18 protein-coding genes and 1 pseudogene are annotated in these 19,693 nt (G+C 73.4%); 11 read left to right on the top strand and 8 right to left on the bottom strand.

The features are described 5' to 3' along the window. Positions 1-225: 225 nt before the first annotated feature. The 4 genes from disA to ACXN5W_RS28635 form a co-directional block, all read right to left on the bottom strand. Positions 226-1,410, bottom strand: a complete 1,185-nt coding sequence (gene disA / locus ACXN5W_RS28650; protein WP_473161498.1) for a DNA integrity scanning diadenylate cyclase DisA — start codon at positions 1,408-1,410, stop codon at positions 226-228. Between the two features lie 84 nt (positions 1,411-1,494). Then, positions 1,495-2,943, bottom strand: coding sequence for a DNA repair protein RadA (radA, locus tag ACXN5W_RS28645; RefSeq protein WP_473161497.1), 1,449 nt, complete (start codon positions 2,941-2,943; stop codon positions 1,495-1,497). A 103-nt stretch (positions 2,944-3,046) separates the two neighbouring features. Further along, positions 3,047-3,844, bottom strand: a complete 798-nt coding sequence (locus ACXN5W_RS28640; RefSeq protein WP_473161496.1) for a copper chaperone PCu(A)C — start codon at positions 3,842-3,844, stop codon at positions 3,047-3,049. 124 nt (positions 3,845-3,968) lie between these two features. Beyond that, positions 3,969-4,862 carry a UbiA family prenyltransferase gene (locus ACXN5W_RS28635; RefSeq protein WP_473161495.1) on the bottom strand — a complete coding sequence of 298 codons (894 nt, stop codon included), beginning with the start codon at positions 4,860-4,862 and terminating at the stop codon, positions 3,969-3,971. Between ACXN5W_RS28635 and ACXN5W_RS28630 the strand changes: the two genes are divergently transcribed. The 3 genes from ACXN5W_RS28630 to ACXN5W_RS28620 are packed head-to-tail and all read left to right on the top strand — an operon-like array spanning position 4,861 to position 8,146. Then, positions 4,861-5,778, top strand: a complete 918-nt coding sequence (locus tag ACXN5W_RS28630) for a methyltransferase domain-containing protein (protein ID WP_473161494.1) — start codon at positions 4,861-4,863, stop codon at positions 5,776-5,778. The genes ACXN5W_RS28635 and ACXN5W_RS28630 overlap by 2 nt on opposite strands. A 42-nt stretch (positions 5,779-5,820) precedes the next feature. Further along, positions 5,821-6,987: an acyl-CoA dehydrogenase family protein gene (locus tag ACXN5W_RS28625; protein ID WP_473161493.1), complete on the top strand. Its 1,167-nt coding sequence runs from the start codon at positions 5,821-5,823 to the stop codon at positions 6,985-6,987. A gap of 52 nt (positions 6,988-7,039) precedes the next feature. Further along, entirely contained in the window at positions 7,040-8,146 is a 1,107-nt protein-coding gene (locus ACXN5W_RS28620) for a type III polyketide synthase (protein ID WP_473161492.1), read from the top strand. Here the strand turns inward: ACXN5W_RS28620 and ACXN5W_RS28615 are convergent. Then, on the bottom strand, positions 8,136-8,894 hold the full coding sequence (locus ACXN5W_RS28615; RefSeq protein ID WP_473161491.1) for a hypothetical protein: 759 nt from the start codon (positions 8,892-8,894) through the stop codon (positions 8,136-8,138). The genes ACXN5W_RS28620 and ACXN5W_RS28615 overlap by 11 nt on opposite strands. Before the next feature lie 348 nt (positions 8,895-9,242). Here ACXN5W_RS28615 and ACXN5W_RS28610 point away from each other — a divergent pair, with 348 nt between their 5' ends. The 3 genes from ACXN5W_RS28610 to ispF all read left to right on the top strand — a co-directional run bounded on the left by ACXN5W_RS28610 (position 9,243) and on the right by ispF (position 11,426). After that, positions 9,243-9,728 carry a CarD family transcriptional regulator gene (locus ACXN5W_RS28610; RefSeq protein ID WP_007073334.1) on the top strand — a complete coding sequence of 162 codons (486 nt, stop codon included), beginning with the start codon at positions 9,243-9,245 and terminating at the stop codon, positions 9,726-9,728. A 34-nt stretch (positions 9,729-9,762) separates the two neighbouring features. Continuing rightward, the gene (gene ispD, locus ACXN5W_RS28605; protein WP_473161490.1) at positions 9,763-10,461 is read left to right on the top strand and encodes a 2-C-methyl-D-erythritol 4-phosphate cytidylyltransferase; all 699 of its coding nucleotides are present in this window, start codon (positions 9,763-9,765) and stop codon (positions 10,459-10,461) included. 494 nt (positions 10,462-10,955) lie between these two features. Then, on the top strand, positions 10,956-11,426 hold the full coding sequence (gene ispF / locus ACXN5W_RS28600) for a 2-C-methyl-D-erythritol 2,4-cyclodiphosphate synthase (protein WP_473161489.1): 471 nt from the start codon (positions 10,956-10,958) through the stop codon (positions 11,424-11,426). A gap of 45 nt (positions 11,427-11,471) precedes the next feature. On the opposite strand, the gene ACXN5W_RS28595 is transcribed toward ispF, so the two are convergent. Then, entirely contained in the window at positions 11,472-12,674 is a 1,203-nt protein-coding gene (locus ACXN5W_RS28595) for a cupin domain-containing protein (RefSeq protein WP_473161488.1), read from the bottom strand. Positions 12,675-12,768: 94 nt separating this feature from the next. On the opposite strand from ACXN5W_RS28595, the gene ACXN5W_RS28590 reads away from it, so the two are divergent. Both ACXN5W_RS28590 and fahA read left to right on the top strand, forming a co-directional pair. After that, positions 12,769-13,686, top strand: coding sequence for a hypothetical protein (locus tag ACXN5W_RS28590; RefSeq protein WP_473161487.1), 918 nt, complete (start codon positions 12,769-12,771; stop codon positions 13,684-13,686). Next, positions 13,683-14,867 (top strand): annotated as a pseudogene (fahA, locus tag ACXN5W_RS28585) (fumarylacetoacetase); the annotation flags it as partial. The gene ACXN5W_RS28590 and the pseudogene fahA, both read left to right, overlap by 4 nt. An 89-nt stretch (positions 14,868-14,956) precedes the next feature. Here fahA and ACXN5W_RS28580 read toward each other — a convergent pair. Further along, positions 14,957-15,427, bottom strand: a complete 471-nt coding sequence (locus ACXN5W_RS28580) for a hypothetical protein (protein WP_473161486.1) — start codon at positions 15,425-15,427, stop codon at positions 14,957-14,959. Between the two features lie 264 nt (positions 15,428-15,691). On the opposite strand from ACXN5W_RS28580, the gene ACXN5W_RS28575 reads away from it, so the two are divergent. The 3 genes from ACXN5W_RS28575 (at position 15,692) to ACXN5W_RS28565 (ending at position 18,461) form a co-directional block, all read left to right on the top strand. Further along, positions 15,692-16,204 (top strand): SRPBCC family protein, encoded by a 513-nt coding sequence (locus ACXN5W_RS28575; RefSeq protein WP_473161485.1) that lies wholly within the window; start codon positions 15,692-15,694, stop codon positions 16,202-16,204. A gap of 341 nt (positions 16,205-16,545) precedes the next feature. Beyond that, positions 16,546-17,931 carry an outer membrane protein assembly factor BamB family protein gene (locus ACXN5W_RS28570; protein ID WP_473161484.1) on the top strand — a complete coding sequence of 462 codons (1,386 nt, stop codon included), beginning with the start codon at positions 16,546-16,548 and terminating at the stop codon, positions 17,929-17,931. A gap of 158 nt (positions 17,932-18,089) precedes the next feature. After that, entirely contained in the window at positions 18,090-18,461 is a 372-nt protein-coding gene (locus ACXN5W_RS28565; RefSeq protein WP_473161483.1) for a hypothetical protein, read from the top strand. A gap of 59 nt (positions 18,462-18,520) precedes the next feature. Here ACXN5W_RS28565 and ACXN5W_RS28560 read toward each other — a convergent pair whose 3' ends face one another. Beyond that, on the bottom strand, positions 18,521-19,573 hold the full coding sequence (locus tag ACXN5W_RS28560) for a hypothetical protein (RefSeq protein ID WP_473161482.1): 1,053 nt from the start codon (positions 19,571-19,573) through the stop codon (positions 18,521-18,523). Positions 19,574-19,693: the final 120 nt, after the last annotated feature.

Here is a 19,693-nt window from a genome sequence, read left to right as displayed (position 1 = left end):
GGGCCCGCCCACTCTGGGCGGTCAGGCTTGATCCCGTCGTGGGCGGGCCCGGCGAGACCTCTGGTGGTGGCGCTCCGATGGTCGGGCCTGGCGCCCGTGGTGGGTGGGCCCGGCGAGACCGCTGGTGGTGGCGCTTCTCTGGTTGGGCCTGGCGCCCGTGGTGGGTGGGCTCGGCGAGACCTCTGGTGGTGGCGCTCTGGTTGGGCCCGGCGCCCTGGTGGGTCGTCAGACGTAGCGTTCCAGGATTGAGGACTCGGCGAGGCGGGACAGCCCCTCCCGGACGCTGCGGGCCCGGGCGTCGCCCACGCCTTCGACGGCCTGGAGGTCCTCGACCGTGGCGCCGAGCAGTCGTTGCAGCGTGCCGAAGTGACTGACCAGCCGATCGACGATGGAGGTCGGCAGCCGGGGCACCTTGGCGAGCAACCGGAAGCCGCGCGGACTCACGGCGGCCTCCAGCGCGTCCGAGGCACCGGCGTAACCGATCGACCGGGCCACCGAGACCAGGTCGATCAGCTCGGTCGCGGTCAGCAGGTCCAGCTCGACCAGGGCCTCGTCGAGGGTGCGCGACTTGCGACCGACCGGCAGATAGTCCCGGATCACCAGGGTCCGGTCGGCGTCCACGCCCGCCATCAGCTCGTCGAGCTGGAGGGCCAGCAGCCGGCCGTCGGTGCCCAGCTCGACGACGTACCCCGCGATCTCGTCGGCGATCCGCCGGACCATCTCCAGCCGCTGCACCACGGCCACGGCATCGCGCACCGTGACGAGATCCTCGATCTCCAGCGCGGAGAGGGTGCCGGAGACCTCGTCCAGCCGCAGCTTGTACCGCTCGAGGGTGGCCAACGCCTGGTTGGCCCGGGACAGGATGGCGGCCGAGTCGTCCAGGACGTGCCGCTGGCCGTTCACGTAGAGGCTGATGATCCGCATCGACTGGCTGACCGAGATGACCGGGTAGCCGGTCTGCCGGGCCACCCGTTCGGCGGTCCGGTGCCGGGTGCCGGACTCCTCGGTCAGGATTGACGGATCGGGCATCAGATGCACCGCGGCCCGTACGATCCGGGTGCCGTCGCTGGACAGCACCACCGCGCCGTCCATCTTGCACAGCTCGCGGACCCGGGTGGCGGAGAACTCGACATCCAGCGGGAATCCGCCGGTGCACAACGACTCGACGGTCTTGTCGTACCCGAGCACGATCAGCGCGCCGGTGCGGCCCCGGAGGATCCGCTCAAGCCCGTCACGCAGCGCGGTGCCCGGGGCCATGAGTGCCAGATTGGCCCGCAACGGGTCACCGGTGGAGCCGGGCGCGCTCATCGCCATGCCGGCGGAGATGGGGCGCGCCGACGCGGCCGGGGCACCAGCCCGGACCTGCGGGATGGCGCCGGTGATTCGGTTCGCGTCGCGGTCGATCGGCACCCGGACAGTCTACGGACTGGTCTGCGGTGGGTGCCGTCGTGGTTACTGTGATGTGCCACGGCCTGGCGGAGCGTGGCCGAGTGGTCAGTCATCGGCGGAGAGCCGGGCGGCCATGTTCAGTGCCGTCCGTAGGTCGCCCACCTCGGTCACCCGCATGCCGTCCGGCCGGATTCCGGACGCTTCGGGGCCACAACCGGGCGGAACGAGCGCATACCGGAAGCCCAGGCGGGCTGCCTCGGCCAGTCGTCGCGGCACCGCGCCGACCCGGCGGACCTCGCCGGTGAGGCCAACCTCGCCGATGGCCACCAGGTGCGGGGCAATGGCCAGGTTGATCCCGCCGGAGGCCACGGCGAGCGCGACCGCCAGGTCGGCCGCCGGCTCGACCACCCGGATGCCGCCCACGGTGGCCGCGAAGACCTCCCGGTCGTGCAGGGTGAGCCGGTCGGTGCGCCGCTGCAGGACCGCGAGCACCATCGCCAGCCGGGCCCCGTCCAGGCCCGACACGGTACGTCGCGGAGAACCGGCCACGGTGGCGCCGATCAACGCCTGCACCTCGGTGACCAGCGCTCGCCGGCCCTCCATCGCCACCGTCACGCAGGTGCCGGGCACGGGCTCGGAATAGCGGGTGAGGAACAGCCCCGACGGGTCGGCGAGGCTGGTGATGCCGCCCTCGTGCATCTCGAAGCAGCCCACCTCGTCGGCCGCGCCGAACCGGTTCTTCACCCCGCGCACCATCCGCAGCGAGGAGTGCTTGTCGCCCTCGAAGTGCAGCACCACGTCGACCAGGTGTTCGAGTACCCGGGGGCCGGCCACCTGACCGTCCTTGGTGACGTGGCCCACCAGCACGGTCGCGATGCCGCGCTCCTTGGCCACCGCCACCAGTGCCGCCGTGACGGCCCGGACCTGGGTGACGCCGCCGGAGACGCCCTCGGTGCCCGGCATCGAGATCGTCTGCACGGAGTCGAGCACCAACAGACCCGGCTTGACCGCGTCGAGGTGTCCCAGCACCGCTGCCAGGTCGCTCTCGGCGGCGAGGTAGAGCTGGTCGTGCAGGGCGCCCATCCGCTCGGCCCGCAGTCGGACCTGGCTGACCGACTCCTCCCCGCTGACCACCAGCGACGGGCTGCCAGCACCGGTGGCCCACTGCTGGGCGACGTCCAACAGGAGGGTCGACTTGCCCACCCCCGGTTCACCCGCGAGCAGCACCACGGCACCGGGCACCAGACCGCCGCCGAGCACCCGGTCCAACTCGGCGACGCCGGTGGGGCGGGCCCGAGCGGGCGCGGCGCTGATCGTGGCGATCGGCCTGGCCGGCTCGGCCGGTGCCCGCGAACTGACCACCCGGCCCGAGACGGTCGGCCCGGTGAGCGTCGACTCGACGACGGAACCCCACTCGCCGCACTCCGGACACCGGCCCACCCATTTGGGCGGCTGGTGGCCGCAGGCGTCGCACGCGTACGCCGGACGAGGCTCGCGGGTCGCCCCCCGGCTCCGGGAGGTCGATCCGGTACGGGGTACCGCGCGGGAAGTCACACCGGAACGGTAACCAACCGGTGTGACAACCGAGGGCTGGGCGGGTCAACAACGCCGTACCCGCCAGTCCAGACGGTCCGGGCGGCCCGCCGTGGCTGGCGGGTCAGCTGTGGCTGGCGGCCTCTTCGCCGGTGCCCACGACCGGCGGTGCGGTCGGTGCGGGCGTCAGCGGCACGCCGACCGGCGCCGAGGCGGTCAACTGCTGGCCGTTCACCTCGAAGGTCAACTGCACCGACTGGCCCGGAGCCAGTGCGCCGGACAGGCCGACCAGCCGCAGGTGGCTTCCGGCCTGACGGTCGAGGACGACGAAGCCGTGTGCCGGGATCTCGATGCTGGCTGGTCCGGCCGGAGTCGCGCCGGTCGCGCCGGCCGACGGCGACTCGGTGGCGCCGGCTGACGGCGTCGCCTGCGTTTCCGTGGAGGTCGACGGGCTGGGCGTCCCGGTGCCGGGAAGGCCACCCGGGTACGGGCTGGACGGCGCACCGGTCGACCGGGTGGGGCCCGGGCTCACCGTGGCGCTGCCGCCCGGCGTGGCGGTCGGCTGTCCCGCACCCGGAACCGCGCTGGGCGCCGGCCCGGTGGCCAGCGCGACCGATGCGGCCGAACTGGAGCCGATCTTGACGGTGACCGGGTTCTGGGCGTCGTTGTACAGGACCGCGTGCACGGTCGCGTCCGCGCCGGCCTGGTAACCGGACGTGCCGACGTAGTCGACGGCGAGATCGCGGACCTTGAAGGAACCGTCACTGCTCTGCGTGTTCACGCCGGCGATGGCTGGCTCGATCTTGGCGGTCTCGGCGATCTGTCCAGCCCCGCACCCGGCCAGCAGCGGGGTGATGGCGGCCGCGGCCCCGCCGGCCAGCAGCAGCGCCACCCGCCGGGTTCGGCTGATCGAGCGCGTCACGTCGGTCCTCCTCGTCACGATCCGTGGCCGTCCCTGGGCCGGGCTCCAGGGTAGTTGCCCGTGATCGGCCGCTGTATGCGGACCCGGTGATCGGGAGGGTCGGCAGGTGGCTGTCCCGACCCGTTCACCTCAACCGGCCGCCGAGGATCAGCAGCACCACGTCGATCACCGCGACCAGCATGACCGCCCGGAACGCGGCGACCGGCCGGGCCACCGGCGGGTCGACGGGGTCGGGCCGGCCGACGTACCAGCCGAGGAGCAGGACGACCACGGTGGCGACGGCCGCCGTCCAACCGGCCCAGGACGGCGGCCCGGCCGGGCCGAAGACCAGCACCGCGGTGGCGGTCGCCAGCAGTGCGCTGGCGGCCAGGGCGGACCGGCCGGGACCGAGCCGGTGCGGCAGCCCCCGGATACCGGTCCGGACGTCGTCGTCGAGATCGGGGAGCGCGTTCGCGAAGTGCGCCCCCGCACCGAGCAGCGCGCCGGCCACCGGCAGCCAGACCGGTGGGGCCGGCGCACCGGGCAGGGCCAGGACCACACTCGCGGGCAGCGCGCCGAAGGACACCGCGTACGGCAGCACCGACAGCGGGGTCGACTTCAGCGGCCAGTTGTAGAGCAGCGCCGACACCAGGGCCAGGACCACGCAGGCGGCGGACAGCGGGTTCAGCAGCAGCGCCAGCAGCGGCGTGGCCACCGTCGCGACCAGGGCGGCGGCCCCGACGGTCCGCCGCTCGACCTGTCCGGCCGGCACCGGTTTGTCCCGGCGGCCGACCCGGGTGTCCCGGTCGGCGTCCAGCCAGTCGTTGCTCCAGCCCACCGCGAGTTGGCTGGCCAGCACGGTGGCACCCAACGCGACCAGCCCGCTCGGCCGGTGACCCGCACCGGCGGCCAGCAGCACGGTGACGGTGGTGACCGCCACCGCGGGCTCCGGATGACTGGCTCTGATCAGCCCCAACACCTGACACGGCACACGGGAAGTCTGGCCGTTACCCGCGAGTCGTGCCACGCTCGACACCATGCGAGACGAGGGAGCCCGCGTCGCCATCCCGTCGTCGGCTCCCGCTCGTCCCCGCAACGACCTCGGGCAGTACGACGACCTGGCCGACGAGTGGTGGCGGCCGGACGGCGCGTTCGCGATGCTGCACTGGCTGGCCGCGGCCAGGGCCGAACTGGTGCCACCGGCCCGGCGCTCCGGCGCCGTCCTGGTCGACCTCGGCTGTGGGGCCGGGCTGCTCGCCCCGTACGTCGCGGAGCGCGGCTACCGGCACGTGGGCGTCGACCTGACCCGGTCGGCTCTCGACCAGGCCGCCGCGCATGGCGTGGCGACGGTCAACGGGGACGCCATGGCGGTCCCGCTCCGCGACGCCTGCGCCGATGTGGTGGCCGTGGGCGAGCTGCTGGAGCACGTGCCGGACTGGCGGCGCGCGGTGACCGAGGCGTGTCGGGTGCTGCGGCCAGGGGGCACCCTGGTGCTCGACACGCTCAACGACACCGGACTGAGCCGGTTGCTGTCCATCCGGGTGGCCGAGCTGCTGCCCGGGGTGCCGCGCGGCATCCACGACCCACGGTTGTTCGTGAACGCCCGGGAACTGGTCGCCGAGTGTGCCCGGCACGGCGTACCGCTGCGGGTCCGTGGCGTCCGTCCGCAGCTGTGGGGCACGCTTCGTTGGCTGGTGCGCCGGGCTCTGCCGGCGCGGAACATGAGCGCCGGCACGGGTCCGGCCCGGACCGACCCGAGCGGCGTCCGACCCGCCGGGACCACGGTGGACACCACCGGCCCGGCCCGGCCCGACCCGGCCGGCGTCCGATCCGCCGGGACCACGGTGGACACCGCCGGCCCGGTCCGGGTGGCCACGGTCGGGGTCGCGCCACGGATCGTTCCCACCTGGTCGACCGCCGTCCTCTACCAGGGTCGGGGTGTCAAGAGCGGATAGCGGATCCCGATGGGGGTAATGGCGATGGGCGAAGGGGGCGGTATGGCGGTGGATGCGCTCGACGCCGCGCGCCGGTTGGCGCCGCGGTTCGCGGCCCGGGCCGCGGAGCACGACCGGGAGGGGTCCTTTCCGGTGGCGGACTTCGCGGACCTCGGCGCCGCGGGGCTGCTCGGGCTGATGGTGCCGCCCGAACAGGGTGGCCTGGGGTCCAGCTTCGCCGGCTACGCGGCGGTCGCGACGGAGCTGGCCCGGGGTAACGGCGCGACGGCGCTGGTGTTCAACATGCACGCCTCGGTGACCGGCGCGCTGGGCGCGGTCACCGAGGAACTGGCCGAGGCGCTCGGCATCCCGGACGAGGCGCTCGCCGCCCGCGACCGGCTGCTCGCGGACGCGGCGGCCGGTTCCTGGTACGGCGTGGCCATGAGCGAGCGTGGCGCGGGAGCGCGGCTGTCGCAGTTGTCCACCGTCTACGAACCGGTGGACGGCGGTTACCACATCAAGGGTGCCAAGACGTTCTGCTCCGGCGCCGGTCACGCCGACGCCTATCTGGTGGCCGCCCGCAGCGCCGCGGACCAGTCCGTGGTGTCGCAGTTCCTGGTGCCGGCGTCGGCCGGGGTGACGGTCGAACCGACCTGGGACGCGCTCGGCATGCGGGCCACCGCCTCGCACGATCTGCACCTGGACACCGTCGTACCGGCCGACCGGCTGCTCGGCGGCGTCGAAGGGCTGGCGCTGGTGGTGGCGCAACTGATGCCGCACTGGCTGGTGGCCAGTTACGCGGCGGTCTACGTCGGGGTGGCGCGGGCGGCGGTCGACGCGGCGGTGGCGCACCTGAACGAGCGCGGGCTGACCGGACTGCCGGCCGTGCGGGCCCGGGTCGGTCGGGCCGACGCGGCGGTGGCCGCCACCGGTCTGGTGGTCGCCGAGGCGGCGCGCCGGGTGGACGAGGCGCCCGGTGACGAGGAGACGAACCGGTGGGTGTGGCGGGCCAAGCTGCTGGCCGGGACGACGGCGGCCGAGGTGGCGGCGTCCATGGTGGAGGCGGCCGGGACGTCGTCGACCCGGCGTGGGCACCCGCTGGAGCGGCTCTACCGGGACGCCCGGTGCGGGTCGCTGCACCCGGCCACCTCCGATGTCTGTGCCGACTGGCTGGGCATCGCGGCGCTGGGCGGGGACCCGGACCGGGACGGCTCGGCGCCCCGATGGTGAGCGCCGGCCGGGGCCGGTTGAGCCGATGGTGCCGAGACGAGAGGCGGACCTCATGACGGAACCACCGGTGCTCGCGGGACTGGGCGTGGCGTTGCCGCCCCGGGCGTCCCAGCAGGAGTTGTGGTCGGGATTCTTCGCCGGGCACTTCGCCGGCCCCACCCGGGCGCTGGCCGAACGGATCTTCGCGAACTCTGGCGTGACCACCCGGCAGGCGGCGGTGAACCCGCTGCTGGAGGACGTGTCGGACTGGCCGACCGAGCGGCGGATGCGGCGCTATCTGACCGAGGCGTTGCCGCTCGGCAAGGAGGCGGTGGATCGGGCGCTGACCGCCGCCGGCCTGTCCGCACAGGATCTCGGCCTGTTCGCGGTCTGCTCCTGCACCGGGTACGCGACTCCCGGGCTGGACATTCTGCTGGCCCGGGACATGGGGATGGCCACCGACACCCAACGGCTGTTCATCGGGCACATGGGCTGCTACGCGGCCCTGCCGGGGCTGGGCGCGGTGAGCGACTTCGTGGCGGCCCGGGGTCGCCCCGCGCTGCTGCTCTGCGCGGAACTGACCAGCCTGCACATCCAGCCCGCGACGGCCCGGGTGGACACCCAGCAGATCGTCTCGCACGCGCTGTTCTCGGACGCGGCCGTCGCGGCGGTGCTGCGGCCCGGTCGCGATCTGCCCGGCGGCACCCTGCCCGGCTCCGGCGGCCTGCCCGGGTACGTCGTCCGGGAGGTCGCGGCGGTCACCGACACCTCCACGGCGGACCACATGACCTGGGAGGTCACCGACACCGGATTCCGGATGGGGCTGTCGCCGCGCGTCCCGCAGGTGCTGGCCGCGCACGTGGCCCGGCTGGTGGACGAGGTGCTGGGCCGGCACGGCCTGGACCGGTCCGACGTGGACGGCTGGGCGGTGCACCCGGGCGGGCCGCGCATCCTCACCGTGGTGGAGCGCGAGCTGGGTCTCGGGCCCGAGGCGCTGGCCGCGTCCCGGGAGACGCTGGCGGAGCATGGCAACTGCTCGTCGCCGACCACGTTGCTGATCCTGGACCGGATGCGGCGAGCGGCCCGACCGCCCGCGCGGGTGCTCATGCTCGCGTTCGGCCCGGGCCTCACCCTGTACGCCACACTGCTGGACCGGTGCGGCGGCCCGATCAGCGGTTGACCAGCTCGGGTAGCTCGGTGCCGTACTCGGCGGCCGGGTCCGACGAGCCGGACTGGATGCGTACGATCCGGGCCGACCGGCCGACGAGCACGGCGGTGGCGCGGCCGTCGGGGGAGCTGAGTCGCAGCGAGGAGCGCACCTCGCCGGTCGGGTCGACGAGCCGCCGGATCGGCCGGGACGAGGTGGGGCGACCGGCGACCGGGCCGGCCGGGACCCGACCGCTGACGAGCGCGACGACGGTCACCTCAGGGGGTGCGGCGAGGGCGGCGGCGTCGAGTTGCCGTTCGCAGGAGCAGCCGTCCACCACCATGATCAGCGCGGGCAGCAGGCTGCGCAGCGAGACGAGTTCGCCACGCTCGCCGATCAGGTCGAGGGCCGGCAGCGTGCCCGTCGGGGTGCTGCCGCTGCCTCCGGTGGACGGCACGACCGTCGGATTGCTGGTCCGTACCCCGGGCTGCCGGCTCGGGTTGGCCCGGATCACCGTGAAGAGGCTGGCCAGCGTCGCCAGGATGGCGATCATGAGGACCAGCAGGGGCAGCCGGGCGAGTCGCGGCCCGGCCAGGGAGAACCGGCCGAACCGGCGCTGCCAGCGGGCGGCCTGGGACCGCCGGCGCAGCTCGCGGCGCACGGCAGCGGCCTCGAGGGCCAGCTCCGCGGCGTTGTCGGGGATTATCACCGGTCCCCAGTCGGGCGGTAGGTCGGGCAGCCCGCCCTCCGGCCAACCGTCGCCATTGCCCGACGAACTCATCGCGCCTCCCGGGGTCGGCGAAGACGGGTGCTGCTCGGCTTCCAGCGTCCCGCACGGGACGGCGTACCGCCAGTGTGTGGGGTTACCTACCCCTCGTTCCGGGCCTGTCGGGCCGTACCGGGGAGATACCATTGGTAACGGACGGCGTACGCCGACCAGCGGTGCCGCCGCCCTGTCGGCGGGTGATCTGTACGTAACTCAGCGTGTTGAAACCATTGATTCGGCGGGCTGTCAAGCCGAAGAAAGACCTCTCACAGGGCCTCTGAGCTGCGTTAACGGTCAGGACTGCGGTGAGACATGGGTGCCTGAGCGTGTTACCCTAGACACAGCGAAAGGGGTTTCGAACCTATGGTTTTCAGTGTCGGCGAGACCGTTGTTTACCCCCACCACGGGGCCGCACTCATCGAGGCAATCGAGACTCGGGTCATCAAGGGCGAGCCCAAGCAGTACCTCGTCCTGAGGGTCGCTCAGGGTGACCTCACGGTCCGGGTGCCTGCCGAGAACGCCGAGATCGTGGGCGTGCGCGAAGTGGTCGGCGAGGAGGGCCTGGGCAAGGTCTTCGATGTCCTCCGTGCTCCGCACACCGAGGAACCCACGAACTGGTCGCGGCGCTACAAGGCGAACCTGGAGAAGCTGGCCTCCGGTAACCCGCTGAAGGTTGCCGAGGTCGTGCGGGATCTTTGGCGTCGTGAGCGTGAGCGTGGCCTGTCGGCGGGCGAGAAGCGGATGCTCGCGAAGGCCCGGGACATTCTGGTCGGCGAGGTCGCGCTCGCCGAGAAGAGCACCAAGGACGAGGCGGAGACCCTCCTCGACAAGGTGCTGACCGAGGCCTGACACTCTCCGGCCATCACCATCTGAGGACCGCGACGTGACCGCGCAGCTCAATCCGTGCGGTGACGTCGCGGTCCTTGTTCCTGCGGGTGGTGCCGGCGTACGCCTCGGCCCGGGGGCGCCCAAGGCGCTGCGACCACTCGCTGGCGAACCACTGCTGGTCCACGCCGTGCGGCGGATCGCGGCCGCGCCGTCCGTACGATCGATCATCGTGGCCGCCCCCGTCGCCGAGCTGGAAACCGTACGGGCGCTGCTGGCCCCGGTGGCGCCGGTCACCGTGGTGCCCGGCGGGGTGACCCGGCAGGAATCGGTGGCCGCCGCGCTCGCCGCGGTGCCTCCCGGCCCCGAGATCATCCTGGTCCACGACGCCGCGCGGGCACTCGCCCCGGCACAGCTGGTCGAGTCGGTGGCGGCGGCGGTGCGGGCTGGCCGGGACGCCGTGATCCCGGTGCTGCCGGTGGTCGACACGATCAAGGAGGTCTCCGGCGACGACCTCGTGCTGGGCACGGTCGATCGGGCGACGCTACGGGCCGTGCAGACCCCACAGGGTTTCCGTCGGGCGGTGCTGGTGGCCGCCCATGCCGCGGCCGTCGATCCGCTGACCGACGACGCGGGCCTGGCCGAGAAGCAGGGCGTGCCGGTGACGTGTGTACCGGGCTCCGAGTACGCGTTGAAGATCACCCGCCCGTTCGACCTCCTCCTCGCCGAACACCTCCTGACCCACCCACTCCCCTGACCCCCCTCGCCCTCCGGCCCTCCGGCCGGTCTCCTACCCGCCAGCCCTCGGCCGGCCCCCCGGCCCGCCCGCCGGCCCCCGGCCGGCCTCCCACCCGTCGGCCCCCCCCGGCCCCCGGCCCCCGGCCTCCCGCCGGCCCCCCGGCCTCCGGCCTCCGGCCTCCCGCCGGCCCCCCGGCCTCCGGCCTCCGGCCTCCCGCCGGCCCCCCGGCCTCCCGGCCTCCCCGGCCCCCCGGCCGACCCGGCCCGCCCGCCAGCCCCGGCAGGCCTCCCACCCGCCGGCCCCGGCAGGCCCCCGGCCCTCCCGTCGGCCCCCCAGCCGACTCGGCGGCGGGGCCGATTCGGATTTTGGATTTCCTCTACCCCCCGGAGGGCAACGGAACTCCAAGATCTCGGCGTGGCCGCGTTGTCAGCAGCGGCAACGGGTGGGGGTGGGGGGTGGGGGCGAGGGTGCGGTTTTGGGTCGTCGAGGTCGTGCTGGCGTACCCTCGTCTCATGATCGTTCCCCGGGTGGGCGTGGGTACCGACGTGCACGCCTTCGAGGCCGGCCGGCCGTGCTGGGTCGCCGGCCTGCTGTGGCCGGACGTGGACGGGCTCGCCGGACACTCGGACGGCGACGTGGCCGCGCACGCGGCCTGCGATGCCCTGCTCTCGGCTGCCGGGCTCGGCGATCTCGGGTCGAACTACGGCGTGGCCGAACCGGAGTGGGCGGGCGCGGCCGGGGTGGCGCTGCTGTCCGAGACCGCCCGCCGGGTACGCGCGGCCGGGCTGGAGATCGGAAACGTCTCGATCCAGGTCATCGGGGTACGCCCGAAGATCGGTCGGCGTCGGGACGAGGCGCAGCAGGTGTTGAGCGCGGCCGTTGGCGCACCGGTGACGGTCTCCGGTACCACCACCGACGGGCTCGGGCTGACCGGCCGGGCCGAGGGACTGGCGGCGATCGCCGTCGCCACCGTCCATCAGTAAGGAAGGGCACCCTGTTATCGCTTTTTGTATAGAAAGGGCCCCTTCTTAACTCCCACTCCGGCCGGCCCAGGTCCAGGCGTACCCGGGGTCTTCGCAGGCCAGTCCCGATTCGCACAGGTCCAGCGGGCGGAACGTGTCCACCATCACGGCCAGTTCGTCGAAGAAGTCCGCCCCGATGGCCCGTTCGACGGCACCGGGCTGCGGGCCGTGGGTGAAGCCGCCCGGGTGCAGCGAGATGGAGCCCTGTTCGATGCCGGAGCCGCGGCGGGCCTCGTAGTTGCCGCCCGTGTAGAACATCATCTCGTCGGAGTCGACGTTGTGGTGGTTGTACGGCACCGGGATCGCCTGTGGGTGGTAGTCGACCTTGCGCGGCACGAACGAGCAGATCACGAAGTTCGGACCCTGGAACGTCTGGTGCACCGGTGGCGGCTGGTGGACCCGGCCGGTGATCGGCTCGAAGTCGTGGATCGAGAACGCCCAGGGGTAGAGGTGCCCGTCCCAGCCGACCACGTCGAACGGGTGGTTGGCGTAGACGTACCGGGTCCAGGCCGTACCGTCGCCGCCGGGGCGACCCGTGCGGGCCCGGTGCTTGACCAGGACCTCGACGTCCGTCTCGTCGACCAGCAGCGGCCCGTCGGGGCCGCGGACGTCCCGTTCGCAGTACGGCGAGTGCTCCAGGAACTGGCCACGCACCGACAGGTACCGCTTGGGCGGGCCGATGTGCCCGGTCGCCTCGATGGCCAGCAGCCGGACCGGGTCGTCGCCGGTCGGGACGAGCCGGTGGATGACCGAGGTCGGGATGATCACGTAGTCGCCGGCGCCCACGTCCAGGGTCCCGAACGTGGATTCGACCCGCAGCGCGCCGGACTCCACGTACAGGCACTCGTCGCCGAGGGCGCTGCGGTAGAGCGGGGACGGCCGGTCGGCCACCGCGTAGGCGAGCCGGACGTCGTCGTTGGCCAGCAGGTACCGCCGGTCGAGCACCGGGTCGGCGCCGGCGGAGTCCAGCTTGTGGGTACGCAGGTGCCGGGGCTTGAGCGGCAGGTTGGGGGCGCGGGTGACGGCGGGCCGGTCGAACGCCTCGGCGGCCACGATGGCGGTCGGCAGGTGCCGGTGGTAGAGCAGCGAGGAGTCGGACGAGAAGCCCTCCTGACCCATCAGCTCCTCGGCGTACAGGCTTCCGTCGGGCTGGCGGAACTGGGTGTGTCGCTTGCGGGGCACCTCGCCGACGCTGCGGTAGTACGGCATTCCGCCTCCCGATTCGTCCCGGTTACCGGCCGATGGTGTCCGATAATCGGACACGGTTGTCCGTTACTCGTAGCGTCCCGTAAGTTCTCTGTTCGTGTCAACGCAGGTGCCCCGGTTGCTCGCCGGGCTGATCGACGACGCCGCGGTCTTTCCACCCGGCAGCGCGACGGTGCCCGACGCCGTCGTCGCGCACCGCCGGCACCGGGCCGCCTGGTACGCCGATCTGGTCGGTCCCCTGCTGCTGCCCGCCTCCGCCGTCAGCACGGGGGCACTGGACGGCCTCGTCGAGCCGGCTGATGAAACCGGCCCGGTGCTCGCCTCCGGCACCCCCCGGCTGTGCTCCGGTGAGGTCATCCAACTCGGGCTGGTCGGTGACATCGGGATCGACCGCCTGTCCGACGTGCTGAACCACCCCGCGCCGGCCGGGACCACCGTCCGGCAGGTCGAGATGGCGGTGGCCAAGCGGGGCGAGGACCCCCAGCCGGGCCTGGCCGGGCTGACGCGGCTGGCCGCCGACCGGCCGGACCTGGACTTCTACGCCGAAGTGCCGCTCACCTTCGGGCTGCTGGCCGCACTCGACACGATCGCCGCCGCGCGTGCCGCAGGCGTCCGGATGGCGGCGAAGTTCCGCACCGGGGGACTGGCGGCCGAGCTGTTCCCCACGCCTGTCGAACTCGCCGCGGTGATCTGCGCCTGCCGCGACCGGGCGGTGCCGTTCAAGCTCACCGCCGGACTGCACCATGCCGTCCGGCACGCCGATCCGGAGACCGGCTTCGTGCACCACGGGTTCGGCAACGTGCTCGCCGCTACGCTCGCCGCCAGCGACGGCGCCGAGGTGGCGGAGGTGGCCGAACTGCTCGCCGCGACCGATCGGCTCCGGCTGGTGGAGCCCATCCGGGCGCACCGCGACGGGACCCGGCCGCTGTGGATCGGGTTCGGTTCGTGCAGCGTCGGTGACCCGGTGGACGACCTCATCCGGCTGGAACTGGTGAACGGGAGATCCGTGACATGACCTGGGTATCCGACGCGGTGGGCTCCCCGTACGGCACGCACAACCTGCCGTACGGGGTGTTCCGTGCCCCCGGTGCCGAACCGCGGATCGGGGTCCGCGTCGCCGACCTGGTCTTCGACCTGGCCGCGGCCGAGCGGGCCGGGTTGATCCTGGCCGGTGGCGCGCTGCTCAGCTCGACGCTCAACGAGTTCCTGGCGCTCGGCCGGCCGCAGTGGACGGCGGTGCGGGAGCGGATCGTCGAACTGCTCACCGACACCACGCACCGGGCGGCGGTCGAACCGCTGCTCGTCCCGCTCGCGGACGTCGAACTGCTGTTGCCGATCGAGGTCGCCGACTACGTCGACTTCTACTCGTCGGAGCACCACGCGGGCAACGTCGGCCAGATCTTCCGGCCGGGCCAGCCGGCCATCCTGCCGAACTGGCGGCACCTGCCGATCGGTTACCACGGCCGGAGCGGCACGGTGGTGGTGTCCGGTACGCCCATCGTCCGCCCGTGCGGCCAGCGCCGGTCCGCCGACGGCCCCGTCTTCGGCCCGTCGACCCGACTGGACATCGAGGCGGAGGTCGGCTTCGTCGTCGGAGTCCCCTCCGCCCTCGGCGAACCGGTGCCGGTGGCGGACTTCGCGGCGCACGTCTTCGGGGTCGTCCTGGTGAACGACTGGTCCGCCCGGGACATCCAGGCATGGGAGTACCAGCCCTTGGGCCCGTTCCTGGGCAAGTCGTTCGCGACCTCGATGTCGGCCTGGGTCGTACCGCTGGAGGCGCTCGCCGACGCCTGGGTGCCGGCTCCCGAGCAGGACCCGCCGGTGCTGGACTACCTGCGCGACGTACCGCGACTCGGCCTGGATCTGCGGCTGGCGGTCGACTGGAACGGTGACCGGGTCAGCGAGCCGCCGTTCGCGGGCATGTACTGGACGCCCGCCCAGCAGCTCGCGCACCTGAGCGTCAACGGCGCCGCCCTGCGCACCGGCGATCTGTACGCCTCCGGCACCGTGTCCGGGCCCGAACGCGGCCAGGTCGGCTCCTTCCTTGAGCTGACCTGGGGCGGCGCCGAACCGGTACGGCTGTCCGACGGCTCGGACCGGACCTTCCTGGCCGACGGCGACACCGTCACGATCACGGCGACCGCCGCCGGCCCGGACGGTACGACGGTGGCGCTGGGCGACGTCACCGGCACCATCTGGCCGGCGTCGTTGACCGCCGGCACGGCGGGCGGTGGAACCGTCGGTGGATCGGCGGGTTCCAACCGGTCCGGTGGACCGTCCGAAGGTCAGGACGACGCCGGGGCGTAATCGGCCCAGAGGACCAGGGGTGGCTGGCCCGCGTCGGCGACCACCCTGCGGACCCACCGCCGGATCAACCGCCGTCGCTGGTCCGGGTCCGCCCGCAGGTGGACGGTCCGCCTGGTCCACCACCACTGGAGGGTCCACCGGGGGGAGCGGTCCAGCGCGGCCGCCGCCACCGCCTGGAACACCTCACCCTCAAGACCCCCGGCCGGTACGGGAGACCGCCCGCACCCGGCGTCGCAGCGGTAGAAGCGTTCCGGTGACCCGAGTCGACCGCGCCGGTCCACGGGCACCATCGGAGTGCCGCACCGGCACCAGAGCAGCCCCCAGAGCAGGTACGGCGTCGGCTGGCCGGGGTTCTCCCACCATGCGCGGGCCGGTCCCGGCTCCGCCGGCCAGTCGTCCCCGTCCTGCCGCATCGAGATTGCCGCCTCCCCGTCAACCGCGCCGACCACCGCGCGTACCCCGGGCCCGTCCCGCGGACCGGCCCCGGAGGGGCGCCGGTGCGGACGGCGTTGATTCGAGTCTGCCTATTTGCCCTGAGCGACGCAACGCTCACCCTCCGCTGATCGGGTATCCGACCATAACGATGGATGGCGGGCCATCCGATCAATTGGTCTTTCCCGCCAGCCGGGAGGGTCTGTAACCCCGGTTACTCAGTGCGGATAACCCGGTGACGGATCGCGCGGGGAGTCGTACCGTTGTGACGGGAGGTGCCCATGTCGACGGTGGCAGTGACCAGGATGATCGGCGCCGACGTTGACGAGTTGTGGCGGGTCTTCACCGACCTGCCCGCGCGGGCCACCCACCTGTCCACGGTGGAGAGCGTGGAAGTCCGCTCGGCCGGCCCGTTCGACACCGGCACCCGATGGCGCGAGGTGCGGACCCTGCCGGACGGTCTCCAGGTCGGCGAGGAGTACGTGGTGCAGCGGATCGATCCGCCGCTGCTGTGCGTGTTGGCGTCGCCCGGGGTCGGCGCCGACTACCGGATCACCTACCGGTTCACCCCGGTCACCATGGGCCGACACCGGGGTTCGACCACGGTCACGGCGATCCAGGAGGGCGGCCCCACCGCCCCGTACGGTCGGTTGCTGGCGCTGATGTTCGGCGGCCTGGCGGCCCGGACCGTCGAGGGGGCGCTGCGGCGCGACCTGGCCGACCTGGCCGCCGCCGTGGAGCGACGGGCCGGCCGCGAACGGCACCACCGGGGCGACCCGGCCACGGCAGCCTGATCGGTTCGCGCGCTCACCTTTCGGGTTCCGCCGACCCCGGCCCACTCCGGGTGGGGGTTCCGCGACCGCGCCCGGGGGTTCCGCTGGCCTCGTCCACGGTGGGGTTTCCGCCGACCCCGCCCACTCTGGGCGGTCAGGCTTGATCCCGTCGTGGGCGGGGTCGGCGGAAACCCTTGGGCGGTCGGGCTTGATCCCGTCGTGGGCGGGTCGGCGGAAACCCCTGGTGGTTGGGCTTGGTCGAGCTGCCTGGTGGACCCCAGCGGCGACAGCTCCCGCCAGGTCGGTGATCGAGGTTGCTGGGCTGTGGCGTGGGCTGGTCGGCCGGTGGATAGGGTCCGGGTATGGCGATCTCGCGGCGGCTCCGTCGGACCATCGGTGCCGGCGCGGCGGTGCTGGTGGTCGCGCTGACCGGCGTGGTTGCCTACCGGGTCTTCGCTCCCGCCGAGGTGCTCACGGCGGCCCGGCCGGCGAGCTATCCGGCCGCGCCCGACAGCCCGCCGGGAGTGATCGGCACCCTGCCGACGGCTCCGCTGATCGTCGCGGGCCGGATCCGGGTGTCGGCGGCGCCCCGCGAGGTGAGCGCGGACGGACCGGTCGACGCGAAGTACCGCAACACTCCGTACTGGGCGTACCGGCGCTGGCCGGCGCAGCTCACCGGCCTGGTCGCCGTCGACCCGTCGATCCCCGGTGGCGCCGTCGACCCGTCGATCCCCGGTGGCGCTGCCGACCCGTCGGGCACCAGTGGCGCCGTCGGCCCGTCGGGCACCGGGAGTACTGCCGCTCCGTCGGCGGGTACGGGCGGTGGCGAGCCGCTGGTGGTGACCCGTTGGTCGGACGGCGAGGTGGTGGCGCTGGCCGCGCGCACCGGTCGGGTGGCCTGGCGGGCGGCCGGACCGGCGACCGACACCCGCTACGACGGGCAGCGCACCGGTGCCCGTACCAGCTACGACGCGCCAGGTCTGCGCCTGGCCCGACCGCCGGGCGGACCCGTCGTGCTGACCGTGGCCGGCCGGACCGAACTGGTGGGACTCGACGCCGGGACCGGGCGGCGGTTGTGGCAGGCCGATGTGCCGGCCGCCTGCCGGGCGGACGAGTTGACCACGGCGGCGGGTCAGCTGGTCGCGGTGGACACCTGCGGTAGCCCGTGGGCGGTCGAGTTCCGCAGCCCGGGCACCGGCGCGGTCGTCCGGCGCTGGCGGTCGGCCGCCAGCGCCGAGCGGCTCAACCTGGTGGGCCTGGGCTGCGCGGCCGGCAGGTCCGGATGCCCGGCACTGCGGGTCACCGACGGCACGGGCGGGCACGGCTGGTTGGTGGACCGGACCGAACCCGAGGCCGTGGCCGCGCTCGACTCGGCCGGCAGCACCGTCGTCGACGGATTGGCGGTGGAGGCCAACGGCACCGATGTCGTCGCCCGGCCGGTGCGGGGCGCGGCCAGGGGCTGGCGGCGCACGGCCGAGACGGGTACGACGATCCTCGCGGTCGAGCCGGGCCGGGTACACCTGCTCACCGTGGACCGGGAGCTGCTCACCATCGACTCCGCCACCGGCCGCGAACGGTCCCGCTTCGACCTGCGGTACGGCGAGGACGGGCTGGGCTGGGATCCCGGGGCCGCGTACGCCGCCGACGGGTTCGTGGCGGTCGAACGGCTGGCGCCGCCGGTCGACCCGAGCGCCGCCGACCAGCGGTACTACCTGGCGGCCCGGCCCGTCCTGCTGGCAGCCAGCTGAGCGGCGAGTCGTACCGGTGGACTGGGCGGCGAGTCGTAGCGTCGGGATGCCCGGCGCGGCTGGTGGGATTCGAAAGCGCTTCGCATGGGATCACCAGGCGGTACGTTCCAGCTAGGTGGGTGCCAGAGCGGGGGATGCGGCATGCGGAAGGAACGACGGTGAGGCTCCTGGCCGGCTGCGGCCTGGGGGTCGCGGCGGCATCGTTGGTGCTGTTACCCGGTGGCGCCAACAGACCCGTGCAGGCGCCGGCACCGGCGGTGATCCGGGCGACGGCCTCGGCGGGAACGGGAATCAGCTTCGAGGTCGTACCGGCCCAGCCGACCCCGACCGGGTCCGCTCCGCCGACGCAGCCCGGGCCGCAACCGACCTGGTCCGAGCCACAGCCACCGACCCAGCCTCCGCCCACCCATGCTGGCGGGCGGCTACCGGTGACCGGCTTCGGGCCCGGCCGGGCCGCCGTGCTGCTGGCACTTTTCGGCGTGGCGCTGCTGCTCCTGGGCTGGTGGGCGGTCCGTCGCCGGGCTCGGTGAGCCGGATCTCGTCGGGCCCGGCGGATCCGGCCGTGCCGGCGGGCCCGGCCGTGCCGACCTCACAGTCGGGACAGTGCCCGTCGCCGCGCTCGCCGGAGCAGCAGGACCACGATGACCGTCACCGCCAGCACACCGACTGCCAGCGGTGGCCCCCAGCGGGCCACCAGTTGGGCGAGGGTCGGCGCTGAGCTGCCCACCCTGCCCGGATCCGGGAAGGTGACCTTTCGGGTGGCGCTCTTCTTCACCATCCCGCTCTCCAGGTTGACCGTGAGTTTCCACGGCCCGTTCGCCAACTCGTTCGGAAGTCGGGCGATGACCTGGCCGGACTCGCCGGGGGCGAGCGTCGTGCCCTGGACCACCTCGAAGGGGCCGGCACGGGTGCCTGCCGGTCCATCGCTCAACGAGACCTGCCCGGTCAGGTCGAGGGCCCGGGCACCCGTGTTCACCGTCTGGATTGTGACCGAGGGCTGTCCCTCGATGCTGCGCGCCGGGATCAGGTCACCGATGGTGAAGTCTGACACCGGCTCCCCACCCGGCCCGATGTCGAGGTAGATCCGGACGCCCACCCGGTGGATCTGGGTCACCTGGCCCGGCGAGGAGGTGGCGGAGGCCCATACCACCCCGTACCGCTCGCCCGCCGATGCTCGGGGCGGCACGCTGATCGTGACCCGCGCCTGGGCCTCCGCCCAGGCGTCCAGGGTCACGGACGTGCGGTCCAGGCTCACCCAGGAACTCAGCTCGTTGGCCGTCCGTCCCTCGCCGAACACGAACCGCTGCCGCTCCAGCGTGGCGGCACCGGGATAGATGTCGATCCGCCGGCGTTGGCCGGTGTGGTTGGTCACCAGGACCTTCCGCTTGATCGTCTTTCCCGGCGGCAGATGGTCGACGATGTAGCGCAACGCCCGCGGGTCGTTCCGGCGGATGACCGGGGCCTCCAGCAGCCGGATGCCGATGCTGCCCGGGTCGACGTCCGGGTCCGGCTTGACCGCCGCCACCGCTTCGACCGTGCGGGCCGCACCCACCGTGCCGGTCGTGCCCACCGTGCCGGTCGTGCCCACCGTGCGGGTCGCATCCACCGACTCGACCGCGCGTACCGATCCGAACGCGCGCACCGATCCGCCGGGGCCGACCGCGCGGGGAGTGGGGGGGAAAAACAGGGAGGGGGGGGGGAAGAAAAAAAAAGGGGAAAGGGGGGGTGGTCAGGAGACGCGGAGGGGGCGACCGAGGAGGTG

It is taken from the genome of Plantactinospora sp. A48, assembly GCF_055793945.1.
Note: the sequence above shows the minus strand (reverse complement) of the source record. Positions and strands in the feature narration are given on the sequence as shown.

Excerpts from the sequence above, each read along its gene's own strand:
- ACXN5W_RS28630 (WP_473161494.1), top strand. The coding sequence starts at position 4,861 with ATGCGAGACGAGGGAGCCCGCGTCGCCATCCCGTCGTCGGCTCCCGCT.
- ACXN5W_RS28635 (WP_473161495.1), bottom strand. The coding sequence starts at position 4,862 with ATGGTGTCGAGCGTGGCACGACTCGCGGGTAACGGCCAGACTTCCCGT.
- ACXN5W_RS28625 (WP_473161493.1), top strand. The coding sequence starts at position 5,821 with ATGGCGGTGGATGCGCTCGACGCCGCGCGCCGGTTGGCGCCGCGGTTC.
- ACXN5W_RS28620 (WP_473161492.1), top strand. The coding sequence starts at position 7,040 with ATGACGGAACCACCGGTGCTCGCGGGACTGGGCGTGGCGTTGCCGCCC.
- ACXN5W_RS28615 (WP_473161491.1), bottom strand. The coding sequence starts at position 8,894 with ATGAGTTCGTCGGGCAATGGCGACGGTTGGCCGGAGGGCGGGCTGCCC.
- ACXN5W_RS28610 (WP_007073334.1), top strand. The coding sequence starts at position 9,243 with ATGGTTTTCAGTGTCGGCGAGACCGTTGTTTACCCCCACCACGGGGCC.
- ispF (WP_473161489.1), top strand. The coding sequence starts at position 10,956 with ATGATCGTTCCCCGGGTGGGCGTGGGTACCGACGTGCACGCCTTCGAG.
- ACXN5W_RS28595 (WP_473161488.1), bottom strand. The coding sequence starts at position 12,674 with ATGCCGTACTACCGCAGCGTCGGCGAGGTGCCCCGCAAGCGACACACC.
- ACXN5W_RS28575 (WP_473161485.1), top strand. The coding sequence starts at position 15,692 with ATGTCGACGGTGGCAGTGACCAGGATGATCGGCGCCGACGTTGACGAG.
- ACXN5W_RS28570 (WP_473161484.1), top strand. The coding sequence starts at position 16,546 with ATGGCGATCTCGCGGCGGCTCCGTCGGACCATCGGTGCCGGCGCGGCG.